23 protein-coding genes are annotated in these 24604 nt (G+C 31.7%); 13 read left to right on the forward strand and 10 right to left on the reverse strand.

Annotated elements, in window-relative coordinates; genetic code table 11:
* The first annotated feature begins 8 nt into the window (after window positions 1–8).
* Together ACM55H_RS04150 and ACM55H_RS04155 are read left to right on the forward strand one after the other, a co-directional pair.
* Window positions 9–782, forward strand: coding sequence for a CDP-alcohol phosphatidyltransferase family protein (locus ACM55H_RS04150; RefSeq protein ID WP_416835301.1), 774 nt, complete (start codon window positions 9–11; stop codon window positions 780–782).
* Between the two features lie 240 nt (window positions 783–1022).
* Window positions 1023–1205 (forward strand): CsbD family protein, encoded by a 183-nt coding sequence (locus ACM55H_RS04155; protein ID WP_416835302.1) that lies wholly within the window; start codon window positions 1023–1025, stop codon window positions 1203–1205.
* A gap of 106 nt (window positions 1206–1311) precedes the next feature.
* Here the strand turns inward: ACM55H_RS04155 and ACM55H_RS04160 are convergent, their stop codons facing one another.
* The 7 genes from ACM55H_RS04160 to ACM55H_RS04190 all read right to left on the reverse strand — a co-directional run bounded on the left by ACM55H_RS04160 (window position 1312) and on the right by ACM55H_RS04190 (window position 8788).
* Window positions 1312–2067, reverse strand: a complete 756-nt coding sequence (locus ACM55H_RS04160) for a LytR/AlgR family response regulator transcription factor (RefSeq protein WP_416835303.1) — start codon at window positions 2065–2067, stop codon at window positions 1312–1314.
* Window positions 2068–2118: 51 nt separating this feature from the next.
* Window positions 2119–3609, reverse strand: coding sequence for an ArnT family glycosyltransferase (locus tag ACM55H_RS04165; RefSeq protein ID WP_416835304.1), 1491 nt, complete (start codon window positions 3607–3609; stop codon window positions 2119–2121).
* 62 nt (window positions 3610–3671) lie between these two features.
* The gene (locus ACM55H_RS04170; protein ID WP_416835305.1) at window positions 3672–4025 is read right to left on the reverse strand and encodes a 2TM domain-containing protein; all 354 of its coding nucleotides are present in this window, start codon (window positions 4023–4025) and stop codon (window positions 3672–3674) included.
* A gap of 16 nt (window positions 4026–4041) precedes the next feature.
* A complete protein-coding gene (locus tag ACM55H_RS04175; protein ID WP_416835306.1) occupies window positions 4042–4341 on the reverse strand; it encodes a 2TM domain-containing protein in 300 nt (99 codons plus the stop codon).
* A gap of 48 nt (window positions 4342–4389) precedes the next feature.
* Entirely contained in the window at window positions 4390–5745 is a 1356-nt protein-coding gene (locus ACM55H_RS04180) for a histidine kinase (protein WP_416835307.1), read from the reverse strand.
* Between the two features lie 28 nt (window positions 5746–5773).
* Entirely contained in the window at window positions 5774–6394 is a 621-nt protein-coding gene (locus tag ACM55H_RS04185) for a hypothetical protein (protein WP_416835308.1), read from the reverse strand.
* A 234-nt stretch (window positions 6395–6628) separates the two neighbouring features.
* Window positions 6629–8788, reverse strand: coding sequence for a TonB-dependent receptor (locus ACM55H_RS04190; RefSeq protein ID WP_416835309.1), 2160 nt, complete (start codon window positions 8786–8788; stop codon window positions 6629–6631).
* Between the two features lie 139 nt (window positions 8789–8927).
* On the opposite strand from ACM55H_RS04190, the gene ACM55H_RS04195 reads away from it, so the two are divergent.
* The 10 genes from ACM55H_RS04195 to ACM55H_RS04240 all read left to right on the forward strand — a co-directional run bounded on the left by ACM55H_RS04195 (window position 8928) and on the right by ACM55H_RS04240 (window position 17648).
* Window positions 8928–9485: a sugar O-acetyltransferase gene (locus ACM55H_RS04195; RefSeq protein ID WP_416835310.1), complete on the forward strand. Its 558-nt coding sequence runs from the start codon at window positions 8928–8930 to the stop codon at window positions 9483–9485.
* Between the two features lie 9 nt (window positions 9486–9494).
* The gene (locus ACM55H_RS04200; protein WP_416835311.1) at window positions 9495–9755 is read left to right on the forward strand and encodes a hypothetical protein; all 261 of its coding nucleotides are present in this window, start codon (window positions 9495–9497) and stop codon (window positions 9753–9755) included.
* Window positions 9756–9767: 12 nt separating this feature from the next.
* The gene (gene gloA2, locus ACM55H_RS04205; protein ID WP_416835312.1) at window positions 9768–10157 is read left to right on the forward strand and encodes an SMU1112c/YaeR family gloxylase I-like metalloprotein; all 390 of its coding nucleotides are present in this window, start codon (window positions 9768–9770) and stop codon (window positions 10155–10157) included.
* A 184-nt stretch (window positions 10158–10341) separates the two neighbouring features.
* Window positions 10342–11622, forward strand: coding sequence for a chloride channel protein (locus ACM55H_RS04210; protein ID WP_416835313.1), 1281 nt, complete (start codon window positions 10342–10344; stop codon window positions 11620–11622).
* A 6-nt stretch (window positions 11623–11628) separates the two neighbouring features.
* Window positions 11629–12234: an HPP family protein gene (locus tag ACM55H_RS04215; protein ID WP_416835314.1), complete on the forward strand. Its 606-nt coding sequence runs from the start codon at window positions 11629–11631 to the stop codon at window positions 12232–12234.
* A 155-nt stretch (window positions 12235–12389) separates the two neighbouring features.
* Window positions 12390–12929, forward strand: a complete 540-nt coding sequence (locus tag ACM55H_RS04220; protein WP_416835315.1) for an IS1096 element passenger TnpR family protein — start codon at window positions 12390–12392, stop codon at window positions 12927–12929.
* 80 nt (window positions 12930–13009) lie between these two features.
* Window positions 13010–13369: a four helix bundle protein gene (locus ACM55H_RS04225; RefSeq protein WP_416835316.1), complete on the forward strand. Its 360-nt coding sequence runs from the start codon at window positions 13010–13012 to the stop codon at window positions 13367–13369.
* Between the two features lie 48 nt (window positions 13370–13417).
* Window positions 13418–14476, forward strand: coding sequence for a nucleoid-associated protein (locus ACM55H_RS04230; RefSeq protein ID WP_416835317.1), 1059 nt, complete (start codon window positions 13418–13420; stop codon window positions 14474–14476).
* Window positions 14477–14686: 210 nt separating this feature from the next.
* Complete coding sequence (locus ACM55H_RS04235) at window positions 14687–14926, forward strand: hypothetical protein (protein WP_416835318.1); 240 nt, start codon at window positions 14687–14689, stop codon at window positions 14924–14926.
* A gap of 352 nt (window positions 14927–15278) precedes the next feature.
* Complete coding sequence (locus ACM55H_RS04240) at window positions 15279–17648, forward strand: GAF domain-containing protein (RefSeq protein ID WP_416835319.1); 2370 nt, start codon at window positions 15279–15281, stop codon at window positions 17646–17648.
* Here ACM55H_RS04240 and ACM55H_RS04245 read toward each other — a convergent pair.
* Window positions 17645–18829 carry a Pycsar system effector family protein gene (locus tag ACM55H_RS04245; protein ID WP_416835320.1) on the reverse strand — a complete coding sequence of 395 codons (1185 nt, stop codon included), beginning with the start codon at window positions 18827–18829 and terminating at the stop codon, window positions 17645–17647. The genes ACM55H_RS04240 and ACM55H_RS04245 overlap by 4 nt on opposite strands.
* A 24-nt stretch (window positions 18830–18853) precedes the next feature.
* Between ACM55H_RS04245 and ACM55H_RS04250 the strand changes: the two genes are divergently transcribed.
* A complete protein-coding gene (locus ACM55H_RS04250; protein ID WP_416835321.1) occupies window positions 18854–22585 on the forward strand; it encodes a metallophosphoesterase in 3732 nt (1243 codons plus the stop codon).
* On the opposite strand, the gene ACM55H_RS04255 is transcribed toward ACM55H_RS04250, so the two are convergent.
* Together ACM55H_RS04255 and ACM55H_RS04260 are read right to left on the reverse strand one after the other, a co-directional pair.
* A complete protein-coding gene (locus tag ACM55H_RS04255; protein WP_416835322.1) occupies window positions 22568–23449 on the reverse strand; it encodes an SdiA-regulated domain-containing protein in 882 nt (293 codons plus the stop codon). The genes ACM55H_RS04250 and ACM55H_RS04255 overlap by 18 nt on opposite strands.
* Window positions 23450–23472: 23 nt before the next feature.
* Window positions 23473–24537, reverse strand: coding sequence for a hypothetical protein (locus ACM55H_RS04260; RefSeq protein WP_416835323.1), 1065 nt, complete (start codon window positions 24535–24537; stop codon window positions 23473–23475).
* Window positions 24538–24604: the final 67 nt, after the last annotated feature.

Consider the following 24604-nt stretch of genomic DNA (forward strand, 5'->3'; position numbering starts at 1 on the left):
AAACTTAAATGTCTAAACTTGCTGCTCAAGATAAATTTTTAGATTTATCCGATTACGGAAGACCATTCGGAAAATTTTTAGCCAATCAATTAAAGAATACCCGATTTACTCCCATTCATGTTACGCTGCTTTTTGGGCTTTCAGGTCTTATAGCAATTTACTGTATTTTACAAAATCATTACTTTTTAGCCAGTTTTTTTATCATTCTGAAATCAGGAATTGATGCTGCCGATGGAGAACTGGCACGCATAAAAAACACACCATCTTATACCGGAAGATACCTTGATAGTGTTTTTGATATCATCTTAAATTTTTTGCTTTTTATGACTATTTGTTATGTTTCAAAAGCTACAATTTGGCTTACTATTTTAGCATTTATCGGCATCCAATTACAAGGAACTTTATACAATTACTACTATGTAATTTTAAGAAATAAATCTGTTGGTGGAGATACAACCAGTAAAATTTTCGAATACAAATCACCCAGAGCTTTGCCTGGAGAAAGCCAAAAATCAGTTGATATCCTGTTTCAAATTTATACGATTGTTTACGGGACTTTTGACAAAATAATTCACACACTTGACAAAGAGGCGTACAAGGTAAAAACATTTCCACATTGGTTTATGACATTACTTTCAATTTACGGATTAGGGTTTCAATTGTTGATTATTGCTATTATGTTACCCCTAAATTTAATCGAATATATCATTCCATTTTTTATTGTTTACTCATTGTTTATTTTCGCATTAATTGGAATTAGAAAAACAGTTTTCAAGGCATAAAACCATCATAGATATAATCTATATGTAAATTTTATTTCATTAAACACCATAAACTTAAGTGTAATTACTTTACTTTTTAATTTAAACAAATTTTATTATTCAAATACTTAAAATAGTATTCAAGCTTCTGAACAATTTGCCAAAAATTAAACAACAAACCGTCTTAATTCTGTAATAGTTTTTCCTCTTTCAATCACCAGATTTGTAAAAGAAATAATAATCAATTTAAAACTATACATTATGCCGAATTCAAAAGAGATTAAAGGAAACTGGAATGAACTAAAAGGAAAACTTAAACAAAAATTTGCAGAATTGACAGACGACGATGTGTTGTTTGAAGAAGGAAAAGAAGATGAAACTTGGGGAAAATTGCAACAAAAATTAGGCAAAACTGAAAAAGAAATCAGATCCCTATTTGAATAATTTTAAGATTCAAAAATCACTAAAACTGTTTCAAAAGCCTCGCTGAATATTCTTCGTTTTTGGATTTTGTTTGAGGCTTTTGAAACAGCTTTTTTTTGTGCTTTAATTACCCAATCCAGGTTTTGAATTCGGAAACTTTTTCTCTGCTTACAATCACTTCATCGGTTTTATAAGAAGGCAAAATAACCTTCAAACGAGAGTTACTGTACAACACGATTTCTTTAATTGCTTTAAGCGGAATAATGAATTTTCTATTGATTCTAAAGAAATCCATAGGATCTAATTCCTGTTCCAAAAACTCCAATGTATTTTCAATTAAATAATTTCTATTATCGAATGTATGAATGTACGTTCCTTTATTTTCACTAAAAAAACATTCGACTTCATCAGTAGCGAACACTTTCAAATGTTGTCCAATTTTTACAGTAAAACGTTTTTTGTAATTTTTTTCAAATGGATTGGTTAGCATTTTTTTGATTTGCTCAAAATCTAATTGTACTGTTTCTTGTTTTGGTAAGCGCGTTTTAAATTTAGAAACTGCTACTTCCAAATCGTCCTCATCGATCGGTTTCAAAAGATAATCAATACTATTTAATTTGAAGGCGCGCAACGCATATTCATCATAAGCCGTTGTGAAAATTATGGCGCTTTTGATGGCTACTTTTTCAAAGATTTCAAAAGACAATCCATCCGACAATTGAATGTCCAAAAAGATCAAATCCGGATGCTCGTTTTTAGAAAACCAATCAATAGATTCTTCCACTGAATGCAACATCACTCCTACTTGAATATTTAGTTTTTCGAGTTTTCTTTGCAGTAATCTGGCAGCTGGTTTTTCGTCTTCTATTATTATTGTAGTCATAATTTAGGTTTAAGGTTTCAAAAAAGGGAATCGTTTTATTTTGCTGCTTTACTAATCAAATACCTGTTTCTCCAATGATTTCCACTTTTGCTGAATATTTATTTTTGGATTTCGACAAAGATATACCGGGATATTATTTTCTTCTTCAATAGCATATTTATGTTTTATAATTTTCAGCAATTTACAATCTTTAAAAACTCGCTCTACAACTTCTTTTTCATTACCAATACTGATACAAACTTGCCCACTTGTAGTTCCAGTTCCCCAAAGCCAAAAACTTCCATTACTACAAATTGGATTTGGCAATCGATACTTTTTCCCAAGGATTTCTATTGCTCCGGCTTCACCATAATTTTTAGCTAAAATAACACAGTCATTTTTGTCTTTAGCCGGTAATGATTGGTATACACTATCAACTAATTTCACTTGTTCTTCCCAACCAAACATATCAGCATAATCATCTGTGAGCTTAATACGTCCGTTTTTTTGTAACTCTAAATCAGAGTAATTAACATAGGTTTCAATTGGAAGAATAGCAATTGCCTGAGGCAAAAAAGGAATTATTGGAAGAAACAGAACGGAAGCAACTGCATAATTCCATTTTGGCTTCTTTTCCAGCAATTTTTCAATTTTAACAGCTCCAGCCGCAAATAATATAGGGTAAATCGCAAAGAAAAAATAGGCTTTCGATTGCGTGATCCACATACTGCCAAATATCACCAAAGCGGCAATTCCAAACGTTTTATACTTTTTTAAATCTTTGTCAAAAAAGTAAGCAAAAAGTCCAATTAAGCTTATCATTAAAGTAAAAGGATGCTTCAACTGTTCTATTGCAAAATCAAAAGGACCATTCTCATCTAACTGGCTTTCTTTCAACTTTTGCAAATGCAATACTACTGGAAAATGATGATTCAATTGCCAAATCAAATTTGGCAAAAAAATTAAAAAAGTCACTAATCCTGAAAAGTAGAACCATTTATTCTTGAATATTTTTCCTTTTTCATAAAATAACAAACCCGCTACAACTCCTAATCCCCAAACAAATACAGTGTACTTATTCATTAAACCAAAACCCGAAGAAACACCAAGAAAAAGAAGAAATTTTATATTTCCGGTGTTGAAATATTTGACCAAAAAATAAAATCCAAGTGTCCAAAATAACTGATCGAAAGCTACCGGCTGAAATAGCATATGATTCCGATAAAAAGGAACAAAAGCCAGTACTGAAACTCCAGCTAACAGAATTGCTTTTATCTTTCCTCCTAATTCTTTAGCAATCAAACAACAAATTATAAGAATACCAACTCCCGCTAACGTAGAAAAAAACCGAACACCAGATAGCGAATACCCAAACATAAAATGAGCTATTTTACCAACAAAAGCAATGAAAGGCGGAAATTCAAAATAACCCCAATCTAAGTGCTCGCTTACTGATAAGTGTAATAATTCATCCCGATGAAATCCATAATTTTGGTTTCCTATCAAATGAATAGAAAGCTTAATAAGTGCTAAAATAGTTATGACTGGTAAATATTTTTTCAAGGTTAAGTTCTTGTTTAAAGTTTAAAGAGTCACAACTAAAAACTGCGACTGAATACTCATTTTCACTCCCATTTCTCGCTTTTTTCTTTTTCCATTAATTCTTGGATTTTTTTCTCTTCCCAGTTTGCACCAAAAAATATATTTCTTCCAAAAACAGATAATCCATGAGCAGTCAATCCAATTCCCCAAAACAATGCTGTTGAAAAAGTTTCCCAGCTCCAAAAAAGATGATTACTAGATATACTCTCGTTGTTACTCCCAATAATAAGGAATGCATTTACACCTATATAAACCAATAGATGTACATAAAAACCTTTGATTCTTTTTACTCTTTTGTAAGCTAAATTGTAGCGTTCGTCAGGATTATACGTTTCGGTATTATAATCATTTAGCCTTCTATCTCTAAATCTTCCCATCTCTATAAATATTAAATTATTCCCAAGTTTCCTTGTTCTCTTTTTCCATAAACTCCTTAATCTTTTTCTCTTCCCAGTCTTTTGTTATGAAAGGCATATATTTAAAAACCTTGAGACCGTGAAAAACAATGCCAATTCCCCACCACAGCAACGGCCAATAAAACCATAAATGATCGGGCGATGTTTTTAAATTCAGAATCACTAATCCTATGTTTACTACAATGTAGGAAATCAAGTTGCCATAAAAACCTTTTATTTCTTCTACTTGTTTTTTTGCCATGTAGTAACGCTCTTCGTTTTGATATCTATTTTCCATACTATTTTTCTAATAATTTTTTTTCAAGTTTAAAATTTAAACTCAAAACTATTTCCAAGATTTTTTACTGTCTTCTCTTTGCAAAATCTCCTTTATTTTTCGTTCTTCCCAGTTAGAACTGTAACCAAAAACCTTTAAAGCATGCATAATTAATCCAAAACCCCAACCTGCAGCCGAAAACCAAAACCATTGAAATTGTGGAGAATACGTAAGATTAATAAATATCAAAAGTGGAATAACACAACAATAAGAAATCAGGTTTCCATAAAAACCTTTGAGTTCTTCAACCCGTTTTTTAGCTCTGTAATACGCGCTATTTTCGTTATAATTAGTACTAGTTTCCATAACTGAAATTTGTTTAGTTAAAATGGGTATTTTGACCGTGAAAGTTTTTTCATTTTGCTCAATCAATACTTTTCTATTAGTAATGATTCCATAGCGATTGATGATATTTTGCAATCCTACACCCTGACGATCCTGCAAAACTTCCTTCTTTTGATAATCATTTTGAATAGCAAGGTAATCGCCTTCAATTGTAATACGAATGTGCAAAGGTCTTTGTTCACTAACTACATTGTGCTTTACGGTATTCTCCAATAAAAGCTGTAAAGAAAGCGGAACTACTTTGGCTTCCGGATTACTATTTGTTTTTGGTAATTCGTAAAACAAACTATTCTCGAAACGCATTTTGAGCAGGTTCATATAGGTTTTGGCGAAAGCCAATTCTTCTTCAACTGAAACTAACTCTTTGTCTTTTTGTTCCAATACATACCGATAAATTTTTGACAATGAAGTCGTAAACCGTTGGGCATTATCTGGATTTTCTTCAATTAAAGAACTTAAAACATTCAAACTATTAAAAAGAAAATGGGGGTCAATTTGATTTTTTAAACTTTCGAACTTCGCCGAAGCGGTACCTGCAATTATTTTTTGTTCCGTTACTTCTTTTCTTGATGCTCGTTTCCAATTCGCCATAAAACTTCGTGCATGCATGAAAGTCGAAACACCTAAAGAAAGTATGATATAAAATAAATGAACCCAGATCATTCTATCATTAAAAAACTCACTAGGGTTCATTTTTTGAAAAACCACAAAGGTCAAATAATCAATTGCTAAAACAACCGGAACGGTATACAACACCGTAGCAATTATCCCAAAATACACTCTCAAATTAGTTTGTTCCAGCCAATCCCATTTCTTATTCAGAAGGGAGTTGATTACTCCGTTACCAAAACCAATTCCAAAAGAATACAACGAACTTACCCAAAAAGTGGTCAATACCGTTTCTAAATCATAACGTCCTTGAATTAAAGAAAAAACAAATGTGAAAATCAGAGCAATTTTAAGAGAAACAATTGTTCCTTTTTTAAATTCTGTGTAGGTATGTATCCTTTGATTTTCCATTTTCAGTTTATATTTTTTCTAGTAAATTTTATTTACAGTTTTTCAATGCTTCAGTTGCTCTATCCAATCCCCATTTTGGAGAAAAAGGAGTTTCCGGTTTAAAAGTAGCAAAAAGTCCGATTGATTTTTCAATTTGTTCGCATAAAGGTTTAGTGTCAATTCCTGTCCATTTAGCCCCTCCTATTTGAAACTCTGCTTTACCAAAGACTACTCTTGGGTTTTCTGGTGCGATTGCTTCCGCTTTGGCATACAATTCCATTGTTTTTCCAGATAATTTCATTCCGTTTGTCATAGGGTCAAAAACAATCCAAGCAGTATTAATCATGGCTTGCATCACTAATAATTCTGCATTATTTGGATTTTTACCCATTTCAGTATCCAATGCATTTTGAGCTTTGGTAAGTAACAAATTCATTTTATCTTTATCCTGTGTTCCAAAAGCAGTGGTTGTATTTACTAATGCAACATAATAATTAGGCAACCAACTTGTTTTTTCTGCTCCAGCAATTCTTTCGAATAAATCAGAAGCTTCAGTGCTTTTTCCTTCTTTCCAAAGTCCGAATGCTTTTCCCATTCCTTGCTCAAATTGTCCTTGAGCGGATAATAAACTACATACAAATAATGCGATTGCGGTGATAACTTTTGTCATGATATTTAATTTTTAGTTGTTGATTAATTGTTGACCAAATTTACATTGGTTGTATCTTTTTTAAAATTTATACTTACTGAACTGTTGATTTTAATGGATGAATCGTAATTTTAGTCGAAAGTCAAAAAGTCAAAGGTCGAAAGTCAGCGACTGATTTGAGAATACATCCTATTCTAAAAACTCTCTACAAACAAAATAGCTTTTGACTTTAAGACTTTCGACTTTATGACTCTTTTAAAGATTCTTCAGCTGATTCTCTTTTTTATCATTGCTTATAGTCCAAAAGAACCCAAGAAAGAAAAAACGATCTGCTGTTGGCGTAATTGCTGCCCTATTATAAACTCCGGCAGTATTTGGATTTTTTGCATAATCATAACCATACACATTTTGGCTTCCTAGAATATTAGAAACGGAGAAATACAAAATCTTTTGCGTAGACAATAAATAAGCCCAGTTAAAACTCAAACTGTTATATGATTTTGTTTTTCCGTTCATGAATTTCGTTTCATTAGGATTGTTATATGGACGCCCCGAACTGTATGAATTTGTGAATCCAATTTGTGATTTCCAATCGTTTATCCAATATTTAGTAACAACCGATAAACTATGATCCGCGACAAAATTAGGAGTGACTTGAGCACTAAAATTTTTATAATCTCTCTCTGTATCAATGTACGAATACGAAACCCAATATTCCAAATTCTTGATTGATTTCCCGTCTCTCCAAAACAAATCCAATCCTCTAGCATAACCGGAACCATTATTATTAAACACTGAATTGTATTGTATCGATGGTGTGTCGTATTTTACCAAATTACTGTAATCTTTGTAATAGGCTTCTGCTCTGAAGGTTTTTCCGTTTTTATTGTATTGATAATTCAAAATATAATGTGAGGCTTTCTCACTTTCAAACTGATGGAACTTAGAATATTTGATATAATCAACATTTGGTGTTTGTGAAAAGTCTCCATAAGCTAATGAAAGCTGACTATTTTTAGCCATTTTGTAGGCCAATGAAACTCTGGGAGAAATTGCAGTTTCATTTAGCAAATCATTGTACGAAGCTCTCAATCCTGCTTTTGCAGCAAACTTTTTGGAGAAAAAAACATCAACTTCAGTATAAACTGCTCCGATAGCTGAATTATATCCATTCGTAGTTGTAGTTCCTAAATTCTCCTTGAAATCCTCATTGAATTTGGTAATAAAATAATCCGCCCCAAAAGACAATTTCACTCTTTCAGAAAAACGTTGTGTTAATTTTAATTTCAAATGAGCCGCGTTTTCATCATTTGCAACAGCATCCGAATCCAGTTTTATTTTATTTTTACTATAACCATAACTCAACCCCGAAGTAATTTGCCAGTTGTTTCCAAAACCGCCTTTATAGGAAGAATTAAAATAAAAATTAGTATTGTTTAAATCGACTCTAATCTTCTGTTCCGAATTGATGTTCTCTTGATTAATATCGAATTTTGAGGAGTCAAAAGCAGCGTATAATTTCAAAATTCCGTTATTGAAATTATAACGATATACCGTTTCTCCAGACAAAGATTGATACGGACTATTCCAATCTACATTTTGCTTGATAGCAGCTTGATATGGAGCCAAATTGATATACGCGGTATTCACACTCAAAGAACTTTTTTTCCATTTTTGTGTGTTTCCAAAACCCAGACCAACAGTCATTAACGAAATTTCGGTTTTGTTTTGGTCGGGTTCATCTTGCGTATTCAATAACAAAACACTTGATAAAGCTTCCCCATATTCAGCAGAATAACCACCTGTGGAAAATGATATTCCATTAAAAAGAAAGGGCGAAAATCGACCGCGTGTAGGTAAATTTTGAGAAGAAGCGCCGTAAGGTTGCGCCACGCGAATCCCATCTACAAAAGTTTGTGTTTCATTAGCCTCGCCACCACGTACAAATAATCGTCCGTCCTCACCCACATTTTGCGTTCCGGGCAACGTTTGCAAAGCCGCAATAATATTTCCTGCAGAACCCGCAGTAGTAACAATATCAAGTGGTTTCAACACCGAAACTCTTGCCTTGTCACCTGCTTCCATATTTCCTGCGGTAATTATTACAGCATCCAGTGCATTGACATTGTCTCTTAGTTTTATAGTTTTATTTTTAAAATTTGAAACATCGATTATCAATTTTGTAGTTTCATACGCTAAGAAACTCACCACCAAAGTTTGATTCCCTGTTGTAGTGGTTGTAAAAGTGAAATCACCCGTTTCATTACTGGAAGTACCGTCATAAGTTCCTTCGATAAAAATATTAGCTCCAGCTATTGGATTTCCTTTTTCATCAACCACTTTCCCGGAAAGCGTTGTTTGTGAAAATAGCGTTACAGAGAACAGTAAAATGGTAAGAGTATAAATAAACTTCATAATATTTGATTTTTGATGAAGCAAATATATTTCGGGAATTAAAATCATAAAACAATAATTAACTGAACTGTTGAAATTATAGGATGAGTTGTAATCATCCTCAATTTCTTTTATATTTACCTAAACTATATTTCATTTTATGAAAACAGAAAAAGAAAAAATGATAGATGGAGCGTATTATTTGGCTGGAGATCCTGTTTTAGTAAAAGACAGGCGAAAATCAAAAAATCTTCTTCACAGATTAAATGTTACCGAATATAGAGTAACGAAAAAAGCACGCGAAATATTAAAAGAGCTAATTCCTAATGCAGGGGCCAATCTTTATATTGAACCTCCATTTTTTTGTGATTACGGATACAATATCAGTTGCGGAGAAAATGTCTATTTCAATGTAAATTGTGTAGTTTTAGACTGTGCCAAAGTGACTATTGGTTCTAATGTGCTATTTGCTCCAGGCGTTCAATTATATACCGCATCACATCCACTTGATGCTGAACTGAGAAAGACTCATGAAAATGCATTACCTATAACGATTGGAGATGATTGTTGGATAGGGGGAAATTCTGTTATTTGCCCAGGTATAACTATAGGAAACGGTTCTGTTATTGGTGCCGGTTCTGTTGTTACAAAAGACATTCCTGATAATTCATTAGCAGTTGGAAATCCAGCAAAAGTGATTCGAAAACTTAACGAATAAACTAAACCTATGCCACACGTTCTAGCAAAACTCAAAAATATCCCTTTGGAAACCATCAAAGCTGTTTTAGAAAAAGACAAAGCGTTTCATGCCTCCCAAGGAATGTATTTAGAATACCTTTGGCAAAATGCCGATGATGAAAATGAAGTACAATTCCTCTTTAAGATTGATAACCTCGACAAAACAAAAGCCTTAATCCACAAACTCCATTCAGATGCTTTATCGCAAGATCCAAATGCGAATCTTCCTGAAATGACTTATTTAAAATAAACATAAACAACTATGATTTCCATCAACAAAGTGCACCATATAGCTATTATTTGCTCCGATTATCAAAAATCTAAAACGTTCTATATCGATGTTTTGGGCTTAACAATTATTCGGGAAATTTACCGCAAGGAAAGAGAATCCTACAAACTTGATTTGGCTTTAAATGGCGTTTACATCATTGAACTTTTCTCCTTTATAAATCCACCTCAGCGTACTTCAGGACCAGAAGCTACTGGATTGCGCCATTTAGCATTTGAAGTAAATGATATTGATCAAACCATTGATTTTTTATCTTCAAAAAATATTGCATCTGAAGCCATACGATTCGATCCAACAACAAACAAACGTTTTACTTTCATTGCTGATCCAGATAATCTTCCGATTGAATTTTATGAAAAATAAGACCATTTTAACCTACCAAAAAAGCACAATTCATAAAGAAATCATAAAAAATAGCAATTATATTGATTTTCGAACCCCAGTCTAAGATTCTTTCTTTAAATTTGTAATACTCTCAAAAACTTTATTTTTCAAATAAATCATTTTTATTTTATCTGGGATTAAAGTTTGTAAAAACAATTTTTAGATGAACAATGCTGCCCGAATTAAAAAAAATTATCAATTAATCAAACTCCAAAAATTAGTTATTGTTTCTGTTCTAATAGGTTTTCTTTCGGCATTTTTAGGGATTTCATTAAAAAAAATAACCGAATATTACGAGGAAATTTTTTTTCATCAAACAACTTTAAACCCAATATTCATTATCGTTTTTCCGGTTTTTGGTCTATCTATTATTTATTTCCTTCGAGAATATCTTTTTAGAAAAAAAGAAAATAAAGGGATTAAAGAAATTTTTGAAAGCACTAATTCCAAATCCAAGAACTTACCCAATTATAAAATCCCTTCTCATTTCATCAATGGATTATTGACCGTAGTTTTTGGAGGATCTACAGGAATTGAAGTTTCTACCGTTGTTGCTTCGGCTACTATTGGTTCTGTAGCTCAAAGAAAACAAAACGTATTCAGACAGTACAAAACCGAATTGATATGTGCAGGGGTTGCAGCCGGTGTTACTGCTTTATTCAGCAGTCCTATTGCGGGAATTCTTTTTGCGATTGAAGTCATTTCCAGAAAGGTAACCCGAGCGTTTTTAATCAGTAACTTGATTGCGGTTGCAATAGCTTTTGGCCTTGTTTTTTTATTGGATGAAAAGCCTTTGTTTGCCGTAACTATTACAACTTGGCATTTACAAGCGATTCCATATTTTATACTTTTAGGAATTTTAGCCGGTATCAATTCCGTTTATCTCACCCGTTGTGTATTATTCTTTAAATCCCAATTTTCAAAAATAAAAATTCATTATTATAAGATTCTGATAGGCTCACTAATCCTGAGTATTTCCTTATTCTTCTTTCCACAACTTTATGGAGAAGGATACCATGCAATTAAGGGAATTTTTGTGCATTCGAATGACGTAACACTTTCATTTTCATTGGTACTGACATTTATTGGAATTATCCTTTTAAAACCAATAGTAACATCGGCAACGCTTGCCTCAGGAGGTGATGGAGGTGTTTTTGCGCCAAGCCTATTTATCGGTGCCTTTTTGGGATTGCTCGTTGCTTTGCTTTTAAACACCTATTTAAACGCTAATGTAATTCCTGTAAACTTTATGGTTATTGGAATGGCTGCGGTTTTAAGCGCCAGTATTCACGCACCTTTTACCGCGATTTTCTTAGTCTGTGGATTAACCAATGATTATACTTTATTTCTTCCCATTTTAGTTGTTTGTCTGATTTCAAAATACACAGCAAAAATGATTTATCCATTCACTGTATACTCCTATTCTGCTAGTTTATCAAAATAATAGTTTATGCCAATTGAAAAAATAAAAAGGAATTATCGCAAAACTAAATACATTCTTTACAAAGAAACTTTAGTTGATTTCAAAGAACATTTTTGGGCTTTTTTAGGATCGTTTATTGGTATAGGTCTAATGGCTTATATGCAATCCAAAACACTGCTGCATTCAGATGTAGTTTTTTTGATTGGCTCTTTTGGTGCCTCAAGTGTTTTAGTTTATGGCGCAATCCAAAGTCCATTATCACAACCCCGAAATCTTGTTGGCGGTCATCTTGTATCAGCGATTGTAGGAGTTACTGTAGCTAAATTTGCACCCGATATTTTATGGATAAGTGCTCCTCTAGCCGTATCGTTTTCAATTGTTTTAATGCAAGCAACCAAAACATTACATCCTCCTGGAGGAGCCACCGCATTGATTGCAATAATTGGTTCTCCTAAAATTACAATGCTTGGCTATTGGTATGTATTGTATCCTGTTCTAAGTGGTGTACTTATTCTACTGATTGTGGCTTTAATTTTCAATAACATGACCGCGAACAGAAGTTATCCAAATCATAAAAAGTATCATATCATTCGAAAACGAATTACCAATAAATTTAGAAACAGCTTATCTTAATTTCTAAAAGACGTCTCTATTTTAGAAAAAAAGACAATCAATCAAATACTCTCCTTACAGAATCATACACAAAAATCTTATTAACAAATCTGAAATCTGAAATCTAAAATCTAAAATTAAATTTTACCTTTGACCTTTCAACAAAAACAAAGATTATGGTTTATAAATTTAGAGTAATTCTAGACGCAGAAGATGATGTTTTTAGAGACATTGCAATACTTGAAGACGATACTTTAGAAGATTTACACAATGCTATCTTTAATTCCTTTGGTTTTGACGGAATGGAAGTGGCTTCTTTTTATACTTGTGATGAAACATGGAATCAAGAAGACGAAATTTCGCTTTTTGATACCGGAGATATTCCAGGGGAACAAAAAGTAATGAGCGATTATCAGCTATCGGATATTTTAGATAAACAAAATACCAAGATTATCTATGTGTATGATTTCATCAACATGTGGACTTTCCTTGTAGAATTAGCTGCTATTGAAGACCAGGTTCTTGGAAATTTATACCCAGAGACGATATTTTCTCACGGTGAAATGCCTGATGAAGCTATGGAAAAAAACTTTGAATCAGATAATGCAGATGACTATAATGATGAATTTGAAGATGGACTGGACGAAGATGATTTAGACATGTTTGAAGGAGATGATAGTTTTGAAGACTATGGGTTTGAGGAGAATTGGAATTAGGTTTTAAAAAAGGTGCTAAGAACCTAAGGTACTGAGGTGCTAAGTTTTATATTTGATAAAAATTAACCCCTTTATAGTATATGAGTAACTTTAGGAATCTATTAGTTTGGCAAAAATCAATGTCATTAACAACAAAAATTTACAATTCAACCAAGAAATTTCCAAAAGAAGAAATTTTTGGATTAACATCCCAAATAAGACGATGCTCCATTTCAATTCCTAGTAATATAGCCGAAGGCTTTGGAAGAGATAGTAACAAAGAATATTTACGATTCCTGAATATTTCAATTGGTTCATTATTTGAAATGCAAACACAATTAGAAATTGCAAAAAACATACAATACTTAGACGAAGAAGAATTTAACAACTTATACGAAAATAGTAGAGAAATAGAGCGAATGTTAGTTTCATTTATAAGTAAAATAAAAGACCGAAACTAAAAACCTTAGCACCTGAGAACCTCAACTACTTAGAACCTTATCCAAAACATGATCAACTTATATAATACCCATATCGAAAACTTATCAATTCATAGAGTTGGTAATAAAAGTAGAAACGAAGCCCTTTTTTTATCAGAGCAACCGTTTAATTTAAATGATGAAATTGTACCCTTGATGAAAGAATTTTTCTTTAAACCCTTTAGAGAAAAAGAAGAAAACTATTTTCAATTCGCCCATGAAATCGATTTGGATTATAATGACATGTTCAAATTTGCAACGGAAATTTTTGAAAATCCAAGTACGATTCATGAAACTTCAAAAAAAATTACGAAACACTTATTTGAGCAATCCAATCATCCGCACATCAAGAATGGAGAGGTATATGTTACGTATTTAACAAATGTTAGTATTGATAATAATGTGGTAGACGCCATAGGGATCTTCAAAAGTGAGATACAAGCTGACTTTTTACAATTTGAGGAAAAGGAAACACACTTGGAAATGATATTACAACAAGGTGTAAGTCTAAACAAATTAGACAAAGGTTGCTTAATCTTTAATTATAAAAAAGAAGAAGGATACAAAATCCTGACGGTAGACAGCAACCGTTACGATGCAAGATATTGGCTGGAACATTTCCTTTCAGTAGATGCTTTTGAGGATGAAAACTTCATTACCAAAAAATATTTAAAATTCTGTCAGAACTTTGCCAAAGACGTTGTTTTCCCTGCCGAAGACAAGAAAGAAGAAGTGATGTTTATGAATCGTTCCGTGAATTATTTTGCCAAAAATGATCAATTCGAAGAAACAAATTTCTTAAATGAAGTTTTAGACAACCCGGATTTGATTCCAGAATTCAAGAATTATAAAATAGACAAAGGAGAGAAATACAGCATTGAAGATGTAACCTCATTTCCTATTGCCAATGCAGCGGTTTCTGATGCTAGAAAGTCTATTAAAAACGTAATCAATTTAGATACACATATCCAAATAAAAATGGATTTCATCAATCCTGAAAGCGCAGAGAAATTTGTAGAAAAAGGTTGGGATGAAGAAAAACAGATGTACTATTACTTAGTTTATTTCAATAAAGAAGAGAAGAGTTAGTTTACAGTTATCTACTTAAATATTCAATTCCCAATTGCGAAAGTGATTGGGAATTTTTTTTGACTTTACAAGACAAAAAAGAATTATTATTTATTTAAATTGTAAGAAATTTTATGTTTTTATTAACATATAATGCATTTAATCGATTTTATTTGATATTTAAGCGATTATTAATTAAGTTTAATTCCCCAAATCTTAATACTCAAATATATGAACACAATTGAAATCAAAGGAAAATTTCTGAAGAAAAACATTTTGTGTTCATTGTTTGGGCATAGAATTATTACAACTAGAAATGTTACAAATCATTTCAAAGAATTTAAATGTACTGTTTGCAATCTTGAATTAACTAACGATGAAAATGGACAGAAAACATTTCTTACTCCAGAACTAAAAGAAATAAATGAAACATTGATTGGCTTTTATAAAAAAAGAGTTCATGCTCTTTAACACAATTGTTTTTTATTTAAAAGCTATAAATCAGTAGTTTTTTATTAAAGTCAATTTCATTAAATAAAAGTTTTCAAGAATTAAATTACAACAGATTACTAACCTACTAAAACCTTGAAAAGATGCTAATCCTCTTATTAATAAAATCTATAATGATATTGAGACAAAAAAATAACCAACAAAAATTATTAAAATACAATAGCATTTCTATTGAATAATTTTCATAAATCTCTTAAAGAATACTAAAATTTGACTTATTAAAATCATACTACATACTTCTTAAAAAAAGAACTTAAAATTAGTCCATCCAATTTCGTTTATCAGTAATTTTGTATTCTAAATAAACTATCCGATGGATTATCATTTTTTCAAAGAAAGCCCATTCAAGACCTTGATTTCGTTTCATAAACTCATTGAAACATTAGAGGGAATTGCGGCAACCAATGTCGATTATCGCTCTAATTATGCTAAAGCTTTATTGAAAGAAATAGAGCCTTTCCCACAATTTAGAACTGGAATTGAGGATTTTAATTTGATTCATAATAACGAAACACTGATAAAATATTTATTAGCTGACCTATTCCCTACTGCTTTGACAAATAATGAAATTAAAGCAGTTACTATTCCTTTTCAAAATTTTACTTTTAATTATAGCGAAAGATTCAAAAAAATACTTCATAATGCCGGAGCAACTTTTGACATGGCTATCCGGGATTTTGATGGCAATCAATTCTATATCCTGAATTGCATTTTGATTTTGAACACATTCTATAATCAGCATTTTGATTTCAACAAACCTTTATTTTATGATATTCCAGATGCAAATGGAATCATGAAACATTACAGAATTCTATATAATGCCGATTTTATGGAAATTATTCCTACTGATAAAGCGATAACATTAACTCCAGAAGACATCGATTTATTGATGGATAATTATGATAATATTGATTTATGGAAAGAAAAATTCCCTAATGAAAGCTGGATTTTAAAAGGTTTTGGTATTGTATCGCTATTTGATGCTTCCATTGAAAGTGCCATTTCTAATTTAAAAAGTAATCTTTTAAAATCAGAAAACGAACGAGCCGATAGCAATCAAAATTTTGAAACCATTTTTCGTTCAATTTTCAAAATATCAGATTTAAAAATTGGTTTAATCATTTATAATGAAGAAGATGAAAAGTTTGTAAAACCTCCTTATGATGACAAAAAAATAGGCAGTTTTATTCTTAATGACCTGCCGGAAGCCGATTGTAAAAACGCCCTTTTTGGTTGCTCATTGGAAAATATTTTAGAACAAAATAAACCTTTTGTAATTTCAAACGTTAAAAAATTTGCTACAACACCCGGAAATGAAAAACTAGGCGAACATTTTTTAAAACTAAATATCCAAAGCTGTATTCTTGCTCCTGTAATAAAAAACGATAAACTTTTAGGTATTATAGAATTAGTTTCGGCTAAACCTAGAGAACTTAACAGTATAAATGCAAACAATCTGGATTTAATTTTACCTTATTTAGTAGATACATTGGAGCGTTATAAAAATGATATGCAACACCAAATAGAAGCTATCATTCAAAGAGAATACACTACAATTCACCCAAGTATTTATTGGAAATTTAGAAGAGAAGCCCAGAAGTATTTTCAAACTAACAATCCTAATAAAGACTATATTTTCAAAGAAATTGCTTTTAAGGAAGTGTATCCTTTGTATGGTCAAATCGATATTAAAGGCTCGTCTGAACATAGGAATGAGACCGTAAAAGAGGATTTGAGAAAGCAACTAAAAACACTCCTTGAAATTTTTGAAAGTCTAAAATCAAATACAAATCTTGTATTATTGGAGCAACGAAAATTTGAATTACAATCGTTTTTTACGGAATTAAATTCTCCTTTGAAAGCAGATACGGAACAACAAATTCAACGTTATATTGAAACTGAAATCCATCCTATTTTAAATAATTCTAAAATGGATAATGAATGCCAAGTTTTAGTTGAAAATTATTTTAAAAAACTGGATGAAAAAACGGGAATGTTTTATCATTCCAGAAAAAAATTCGATAATGCAATGTCAATTATCAATAAAAAACTAGCTTCTATTTTAGATAAAAAGCAAGTTGAAGCTCAAAATATTTATCCTCATTACTACGAAAGATTCAAAACGGATGGTGTAGAACACAATCTTTATATAGGTGCTTCAATTGCCCCAACTAAAGTTTTTGACAGTATGTACCTTCATAATTTAAGATTATGGCAATTACAGACTTTATGCGAAATGGAATTAGAACATCATTTACTCAAATCTTCATTGCCTTATGAGCTAGATGTAACCTCGTTAATTTTAGTATTCAGTTCTCCTATTACTATTCGATTTAGAATGGATGAAAAACGTTTTGATGTTGATGGAACCTATAATGCCCGTTATGAAGTTGTAAAAAAACGCATTGACAAAGCCAATATTAAAGGAACCAAAGAAAGAATTACCCAAAAAGAAAAAATCACGATTGTATATTCTCATAATCAGGAAGAAACAGAATATTTGAATTACATAAAATTTTTACAATTCAAAAAAATATTGGAGCCAACAATCGAGCAATTTGAAGTCGAAGAATTACAAGGTGTTTCCGGTCTAAGAGCCATTAGAGTAAAAGTAATCAATTACAATAAAGAACAAATTACTGAAAAATATTCCTATCAAGATTTACTGGACGAGTTAAACTAAGCGCCAACCATTTTGAATGCTATAACAAAAGCAATAACCGAAATAACTATTCCAATCATAAAAAGATTATAGGCTATTCTTAATAGCCTGTATTTTTTCTCTAAAACTATTCCTAAAAAATACAAATCTTTGATCATAGAATTATAAATATAATCTCTGTCTTTCATCATTTCATTCATGGCCCATTCATAGTCTTGCAAAGGCATTTTATAGAAATTGCCAAAGAAAAGAAGATTCACTTTTTTATTTTCAATGTCTTGTTTCGTAAAAACACCTCTTGTTACTTTTGGACGAGTAGAAAGTATGGCAAAAATGATTGTGATTACACTAGAAATTACCATGATAAAGGTTGGAATCACTAAATGGGCATTTTTAGGGCTATCAAGTTTTGGAATAATAGTAGAAAGTGCAATTGAAATAATAATCGCATTTACAGAAAGTAGAATATTTGCCTTACTATCCGCAATACCACTCAAACGGGTATGATTACCAAGTGTGACTCTGAAAACAGTATCAATACCACGTTCCGGTTTTTCCTCTTTTTCTTTCTTTTTATCTTCTTTTTTCAATTTTTTATCCTTTTTATCTTCAGTTACATTGATTTTTTTCTGAATCCTTTTAATATTTTTCTCCTTTAAAGGTTGCCAATTTTTCAATGCAAAATCAGTATAAAACCGATGCTTATTTACTAGAAAATCCCAATTTTCAGCAGCCCAATCTTTATCAGAATACGATTTATTCTCTGTGTTTTCCCATTCTTTTCTCAAAACTTCACAACTGGACATGTAATCATCACTAAAAAGATGGTAATAATCCGCGTCTTTAATTATTTTTTCAAGAAGAGTCTGAGGCACATATTCCTTTGCAGTAGCTTTTATTAAATTGACAATTTTTATAATATACTCTTCTGTCTTCCCTTTTTCTTTCAAAAATTGGGTCGCAATAGTACTGCTGGAATCTTCGTGATTTGTACAACCATTAATATACCCAACATCATGAAACCATGCAGCAATAAGCAAAATTTCTTTATCAGAAGTATTTACGCCCATACCTTCAGCAAGTTTTAAAACTGCTGCAACCATCTCACGTGTGTGATGAATATTATGGTAAGTATATGAATTAGAAAGTTTATCTTTGAGTAATTTACCAACAAAATCTTCGGCTTGTTCTATAAGATTCATAAGAAATAATTATACTACTAAATTATGGAATTGTTTTTGGATAATCGTTTTATAAATAGGAATAAAATAAATTTCGGTTTTATTCTTATATTATTGGTATTACAATCTTGTGCTACACATCATGCGCAATTTGGAAAAAACATAAAAGATCCTGTAACTGAAAACGCTTCTGATACTTCAAAAATTGTGCATACTTTTTTTTTAGTAGGCGATGCGGGTAATGCAAATGAAGAAAGAACACAGCAAACACTTGGTTTACTGGCTAATCAATTGAAAAAAGCTACCGAAAATACTACTCTATTATTTCTAGGCGACAATATTTATCCAAAAGGATTACCCAATACTGACCATCCAAATGAACGAATTATTGCTGAAAACAAGCTAACAAATCAACTAAAACTCTCTAAAAACTTCAAAGGCAAAACCATTTTCATACCAGGAAATCATGATTGGTACAGCGGTATGAAAGGATTAGACCGACAAGCTAAATTTGTAACGGATTATCTCAACGATAAAAAATCATTTTTACCCAGAAAAGGATGTGGAATTGATGATTTAGAAATAAATAAAAACCTGACACTAATCACTATTGACAGCCAATGGTTTCTAGAAGATTGGGATAAAAGCCCAACTATAAATGATGACTGTAATATCAAAACAAGAGAAGATTTTTTTTTAGAACTAGAAAACATTCTAAATAAAAATCAGGACAAAACAGTGGTACTGGCACTTCATCATCCGTTGTTGAGTAATGGAACTCATGGTGGACAATTTTCATTAGAAAAACAACTTTTCCCATTAGAAGAAAAAATCCCGTTGCCAGTTGTTGGTTCTTTAATTAATTTGATACGAAAAACGTCGGGAATGAGTCCACAAGACATTCAAAACAAACAATATACCCTTTTTGTAAAAAGAATAAAAACATTGATTCAAAGTCAGGATAATGTTATTGTAGTTTCTGGGCACGATCATAATTTACAATATATTGACAAGGACAATATTAAGCAGATTATTAGTGGTGCCGGTTCAAAATCAGAGGCAGCAAAGACCGTTTTTCCTACTGATTTCTCTTATGGCGGAAATGGCTTCGCAGCATTAAATATTTATCAAAATGGTTCTGCAAAAGTCTTATTTTATGGGAATGAAAAAAACATCGAAAAATTACTTTTTGAACATTCAGTTTTAAATTCGAAAGAGAATTACAACCAGATATTCCCTTCTTCATTTCCAAAAATGACCACTGCTGCAATTTACTCTGAAAAACAAACCCATAAAAATGGATTTTATAAGTTTCTCTTTGGGCAACATTATAGAAAACAATACAGTACTCCAATAACGGTTCAAACCACTACAATTGATACCCTTTTTAGTGGATTAAAACCCAAAAGAGCCGGAGGTGGACACCAATCTAAATCATTGCAATTAGTTGATAAAAATGGAAAAGAGTATGTGATGCGCGCCCTAAAGAAAAGTGCGTCCCGTTTTCTGCAAGCTGTAGCGTTCAAGGATCAATTTGTTGTAAACGAATTTGAAGATACCTATGCAGAGAACTTTTTATTTGACTTCTACACCACTTCACATCCTTATACTCCATTTGCAGTGGGTAATTTAGCAGAAAAAATTGGTCTTGCCCATACCAATCCAATATTATATTACATCCCAAAACACAAGGCTTTAAAAGGTTTCAATACTGATTTTGGAGATGAATTGTATATGGTGGAGGAGCGTCCTACTGATAATCAGAAAGACTTGGCCACCTTTGGTAAGCCAAATGCAATTATTGGAACGGATGATTTATTAAAAAATCTGCGCAAAGACGAGAAATATACTGTGGATGAAACTGCTTATATCAAAGCCAGATTGTTTGATATGCTTATTGGTGATTGGGATAGACATAGTGACCAGTGGCGTTGGGGAGAATATAAAGACGGTGAAAAAATAGTTTACAAACCCATTCCCAGAGATAGAGATCAAGCTTTTTCTAAATACGATGGAGCGCTGCTTTCGCTCTTAATGAATATGCCCGCTTTGCGCCACATGCAAACTTTTAAGGAGGCAATCCGAAACGTGAAATGGTTCAACCGCGAACCGTATCCACAAGATATTGCTTTATTAAAAACAGCTAATGAAAACGACTGGATTAACCAAGCTAAATTCATTCAGGAAAATCTATCTGAAGCCGACATTGATAACGCTTTTAATAATTTGCCAGCAGCCGTTCAGGATGAAACTATCAAAAGTATTAAACAGAAATTGAAAGTTAGGAAAACGCAATTACAACGCTATGCCTCGGAATATTACAAAGTGCTTCAAAAAACAGTTTTGATTGTTGGTACTGATAAAAAAGACAAATTTATAATTACCCATAAAGCAAAAAACAATCTTGAGATTGCCGTTTATCGCATCAAAAAAAATGAAGAAGAATTGGTTTACACCAAAAATTTTACAGCTGGTACAACCAAAAACATTTGGATTTATGGCTTGGATGATGATGATTTTTTTGAAGTAAAAGGCAACGCAAAAGCGAACATAAATATTCGATTGATTGGCGGACAAAACATTGATTCTTATACTATAGAAAACGGAAAGAAAATAAAAATATATGATTTTAAATCAAAAGAGAACACATATGCTTTAGATTCTAAAACTAAAACTGTTTTGACAGATGATTATGAAACTAATCTTTACGATTATGAAAAGCCCAAATACAACGCATTTTCAGGATTGCCTTTTGGTGGTTATAATCCTGATGACGGAGTAAAATTAGGCTTCATTGCAAATTATACCGTAAATAAATTTAATCAGAATCCATACACTCAAAAACATGTTCTTAAAGCCAATTATTTTTTTGCAACCAATGGATATGAGCTCATTTACAACGGCTCTTTCCCTAAAGCTTTAGGCAAATGGGATTTGGATTTAGAATCAAAATTCACAAGCCCTAATTTTACCATTAATTATTTCGGTTCTGGAAATGAGACCATAAACAATGATGAAACGTTTGGAATGAATTACAATCGGGTTCGTCTTCGAACACTAAAAGTAACACCATCCGTTAAGAAAATAGGAAAATATGGAAGTGAAATTAGTTTTTCTACTACTTTTGAAAAAATCAGTGTCGAAGAAACTAATAATCGTTTTATAAATATACCAGGAGTTGTAAATCCTAATGTTTTTGGTAGCCAACAATTTGCAGGAGCTACCGTTAAATACAGTTTTGAAAATTATGACATTCCTTCATTTCCAACTATGGGGTTTGGATTTTCAGTAGCTGGAAGTTGGAAAATGAATACGAACGATGCACAAAGAAATTTCCCTACATTAGAAAGTAAAATCAATTTTAATCATAAAATTGATGCTAATGGAAAAGTCATTTTGGCAACAATTTTAAAATCAAAAATACTATTAAACAACAATTTCGAATTCTATCAAGGCGCCACATTAGGAGGCGATTATGATTTAAGAGGATATAGAAACGAGCGCTTCTTAGGAAAGCAGTCTTTTTATCAAAGTAGTGATATTCGATGGAATTTGGGAAAAATAAAACGAAGTGTTATTCCCATGTCTTACGGGATTTTAGGCGGTTTTGATTATGGTCGTGTTTGGGTCAATGGTGAAAATTCAGATAAATGGCATCAATCTTTTGGTGGGGGATTATGGCTCAATGGATTGAATGTAATTACGGCAAGAATCACTTATTTCAAAAGTGCCGATGAAGAAGCTCGTATTGCTTTTGGTTTAGGATTTGGATTTTAGTTTTTTGAGAGAAACTTCATAGACCTTTCCTCCTATTTTCTTTGTTTTTTCATCTGCAATAATCAAAGTTTCATTATCCTTAAAGCAAATAGCTTCTTTTTGAGAAAAGTGGTTTAAATACAATTCTGTTTTAATTCCGTTGAGGAAATTATCTCCCGTAAAATTCTCGAATATCCAGATCTTGTCATGGCTTAAAACAACTACTTTCGATTCATCCGGACTTATGCTTGCACTTGTTATTGCACAATGATTATAATCTCCGCATGTCTTGAATTCTCCCATAAATTCTGCTTGATGAAAACCTACTGCATTTGGTACTTTATACAAATAGGAAGTTCCATCAAAACCTTTACTTCGATTTTTGGTAAACAGATAGAAATTATTTTTAAACTCAAAGAAACCTTCAACATCATAGAACATTGCTGTTTTTTTGGGTGGAAAATCTTTTTGTTCCGGATAAGCAAATGAAATTTTGGAAACTGGCGTTGTACTTTCGTTACCTAATGAATTTTTATCGATTTTATAAATACACAAATCCTTACGCAAATTATCATTGTTACCAAAATCACCAATGTATAAATTCCCATCCTTGTCTTTTGAAATATCTTCCCAATCAATATTTTCTGTGTTTTCGATGGTTATATTTTTAACTATATCACCATTGGAATTTAATCCATAAATTGAATTTGCATTCCCGCTGTCTTCTAGTGTCCAAAGCAAATTGTTTGTTGGAAAATAGGTAATTCCAGAAACTTCTTTTAACTTTTTAGGCAAAGAATAAAGCGTAGTTAATGAATTTGAATCCTGTTGGCAGGATAAAAAAATAAAAGCAATTACGACCGAAATATAATTTTTTAAACCCATTGTAGTATAAATTTATAAAAAGACTAAAATCCAGTATTGAATAAATTAGTATTTTTAAAGTTTCTGGTAATAAATTCAAAAGCTGCACTCATTACATTCCCCATAGATTTTGCTTTTTTAAAATTCAAATCATTGGTATAACTATACAGTTCTAATTTCAACTGATTCAAATGTTCATCTGTCGAAATAACATCAGAACCCATGATTTGCAACAACCTTTTAATACGATTTTCGGCAGAATGAATCCTTTTAGCTAAAACGGCTCGTTCTTCATCTTTATACTGCTCAATGGAACTATGTTGCAGTTTATCTTTAACCAACTTTACCATCGGATAATTTTCTTTAAAAAACTGTGGACGATACACTTTAAAATTTCCTTCAAAGCATTGTTGGTCAAAATCAATTGCACGAATTCTATAGACTACCTGATCAAAATCGTGAATGGGTATAATTACATAATTATAAGAACGCATATCCCCTAATAATCGAATCATACAGCGCTCGTTGAACTTCACAAATTCTTTTGCGATTTGAGACTTTTCGGTTTCGGTACAATCAGCGAGAAGTGTTTTAATGAAGACATCTCCGGCAATTCCCATAATATGCTCTTCGATTAAAGTGTCTTTGTATACTAAAAAATTTATTTTATCAGGAGACAAAATGTGTTCCAGTTCCAGTCCATAAACTCGGGAAGCATCCGCTTTCTTGACATAAAAATGAGTGTAATTATCATTGAGAATGTTTCTGACTTTGATTCGAAAAGGCTTTGAATTTCCAAAAGTGCAATAATCGATTGAATCCACATTCAGAAATTTAATAATTCCCAAATTACCATCAGAATGTAAAAGGGAATAGATTTTCATCAAAGTCAAATCAATCTCTTTTCGTTCAAATTCATTATAATACACCCGAATCCACAAAGTATCCTGATCGTTTTTATCATACACATTTATAGAACCGGAAAAACGCAACAAATCATCATAGAAAATAGGCACTTTTGAAATTCGATCAAACCGTTCCAAATAATCCAAAAGTGAATTATTTATGGGATAAGATGGTTTTTTAAAAAGCATTATTGGCTCGCTCATTCGAAAAATATTTAATGCAAAATTACGATAAATTAGAGTTTAAAATATCCTAATTACGAACTTCTTC

Origin of the sequence: Flavobacterium cryoconiti (genome assembly GCF_048158645.1) — a bacterium.
GTDB classification, from domain to species: domain Bacteria; phylum Bacteroidota; class Bacteroidia; order Flavobacteriales; family Flavobacteriaceae; genus Flavobacterium; species Flavobacterium cryoconiti.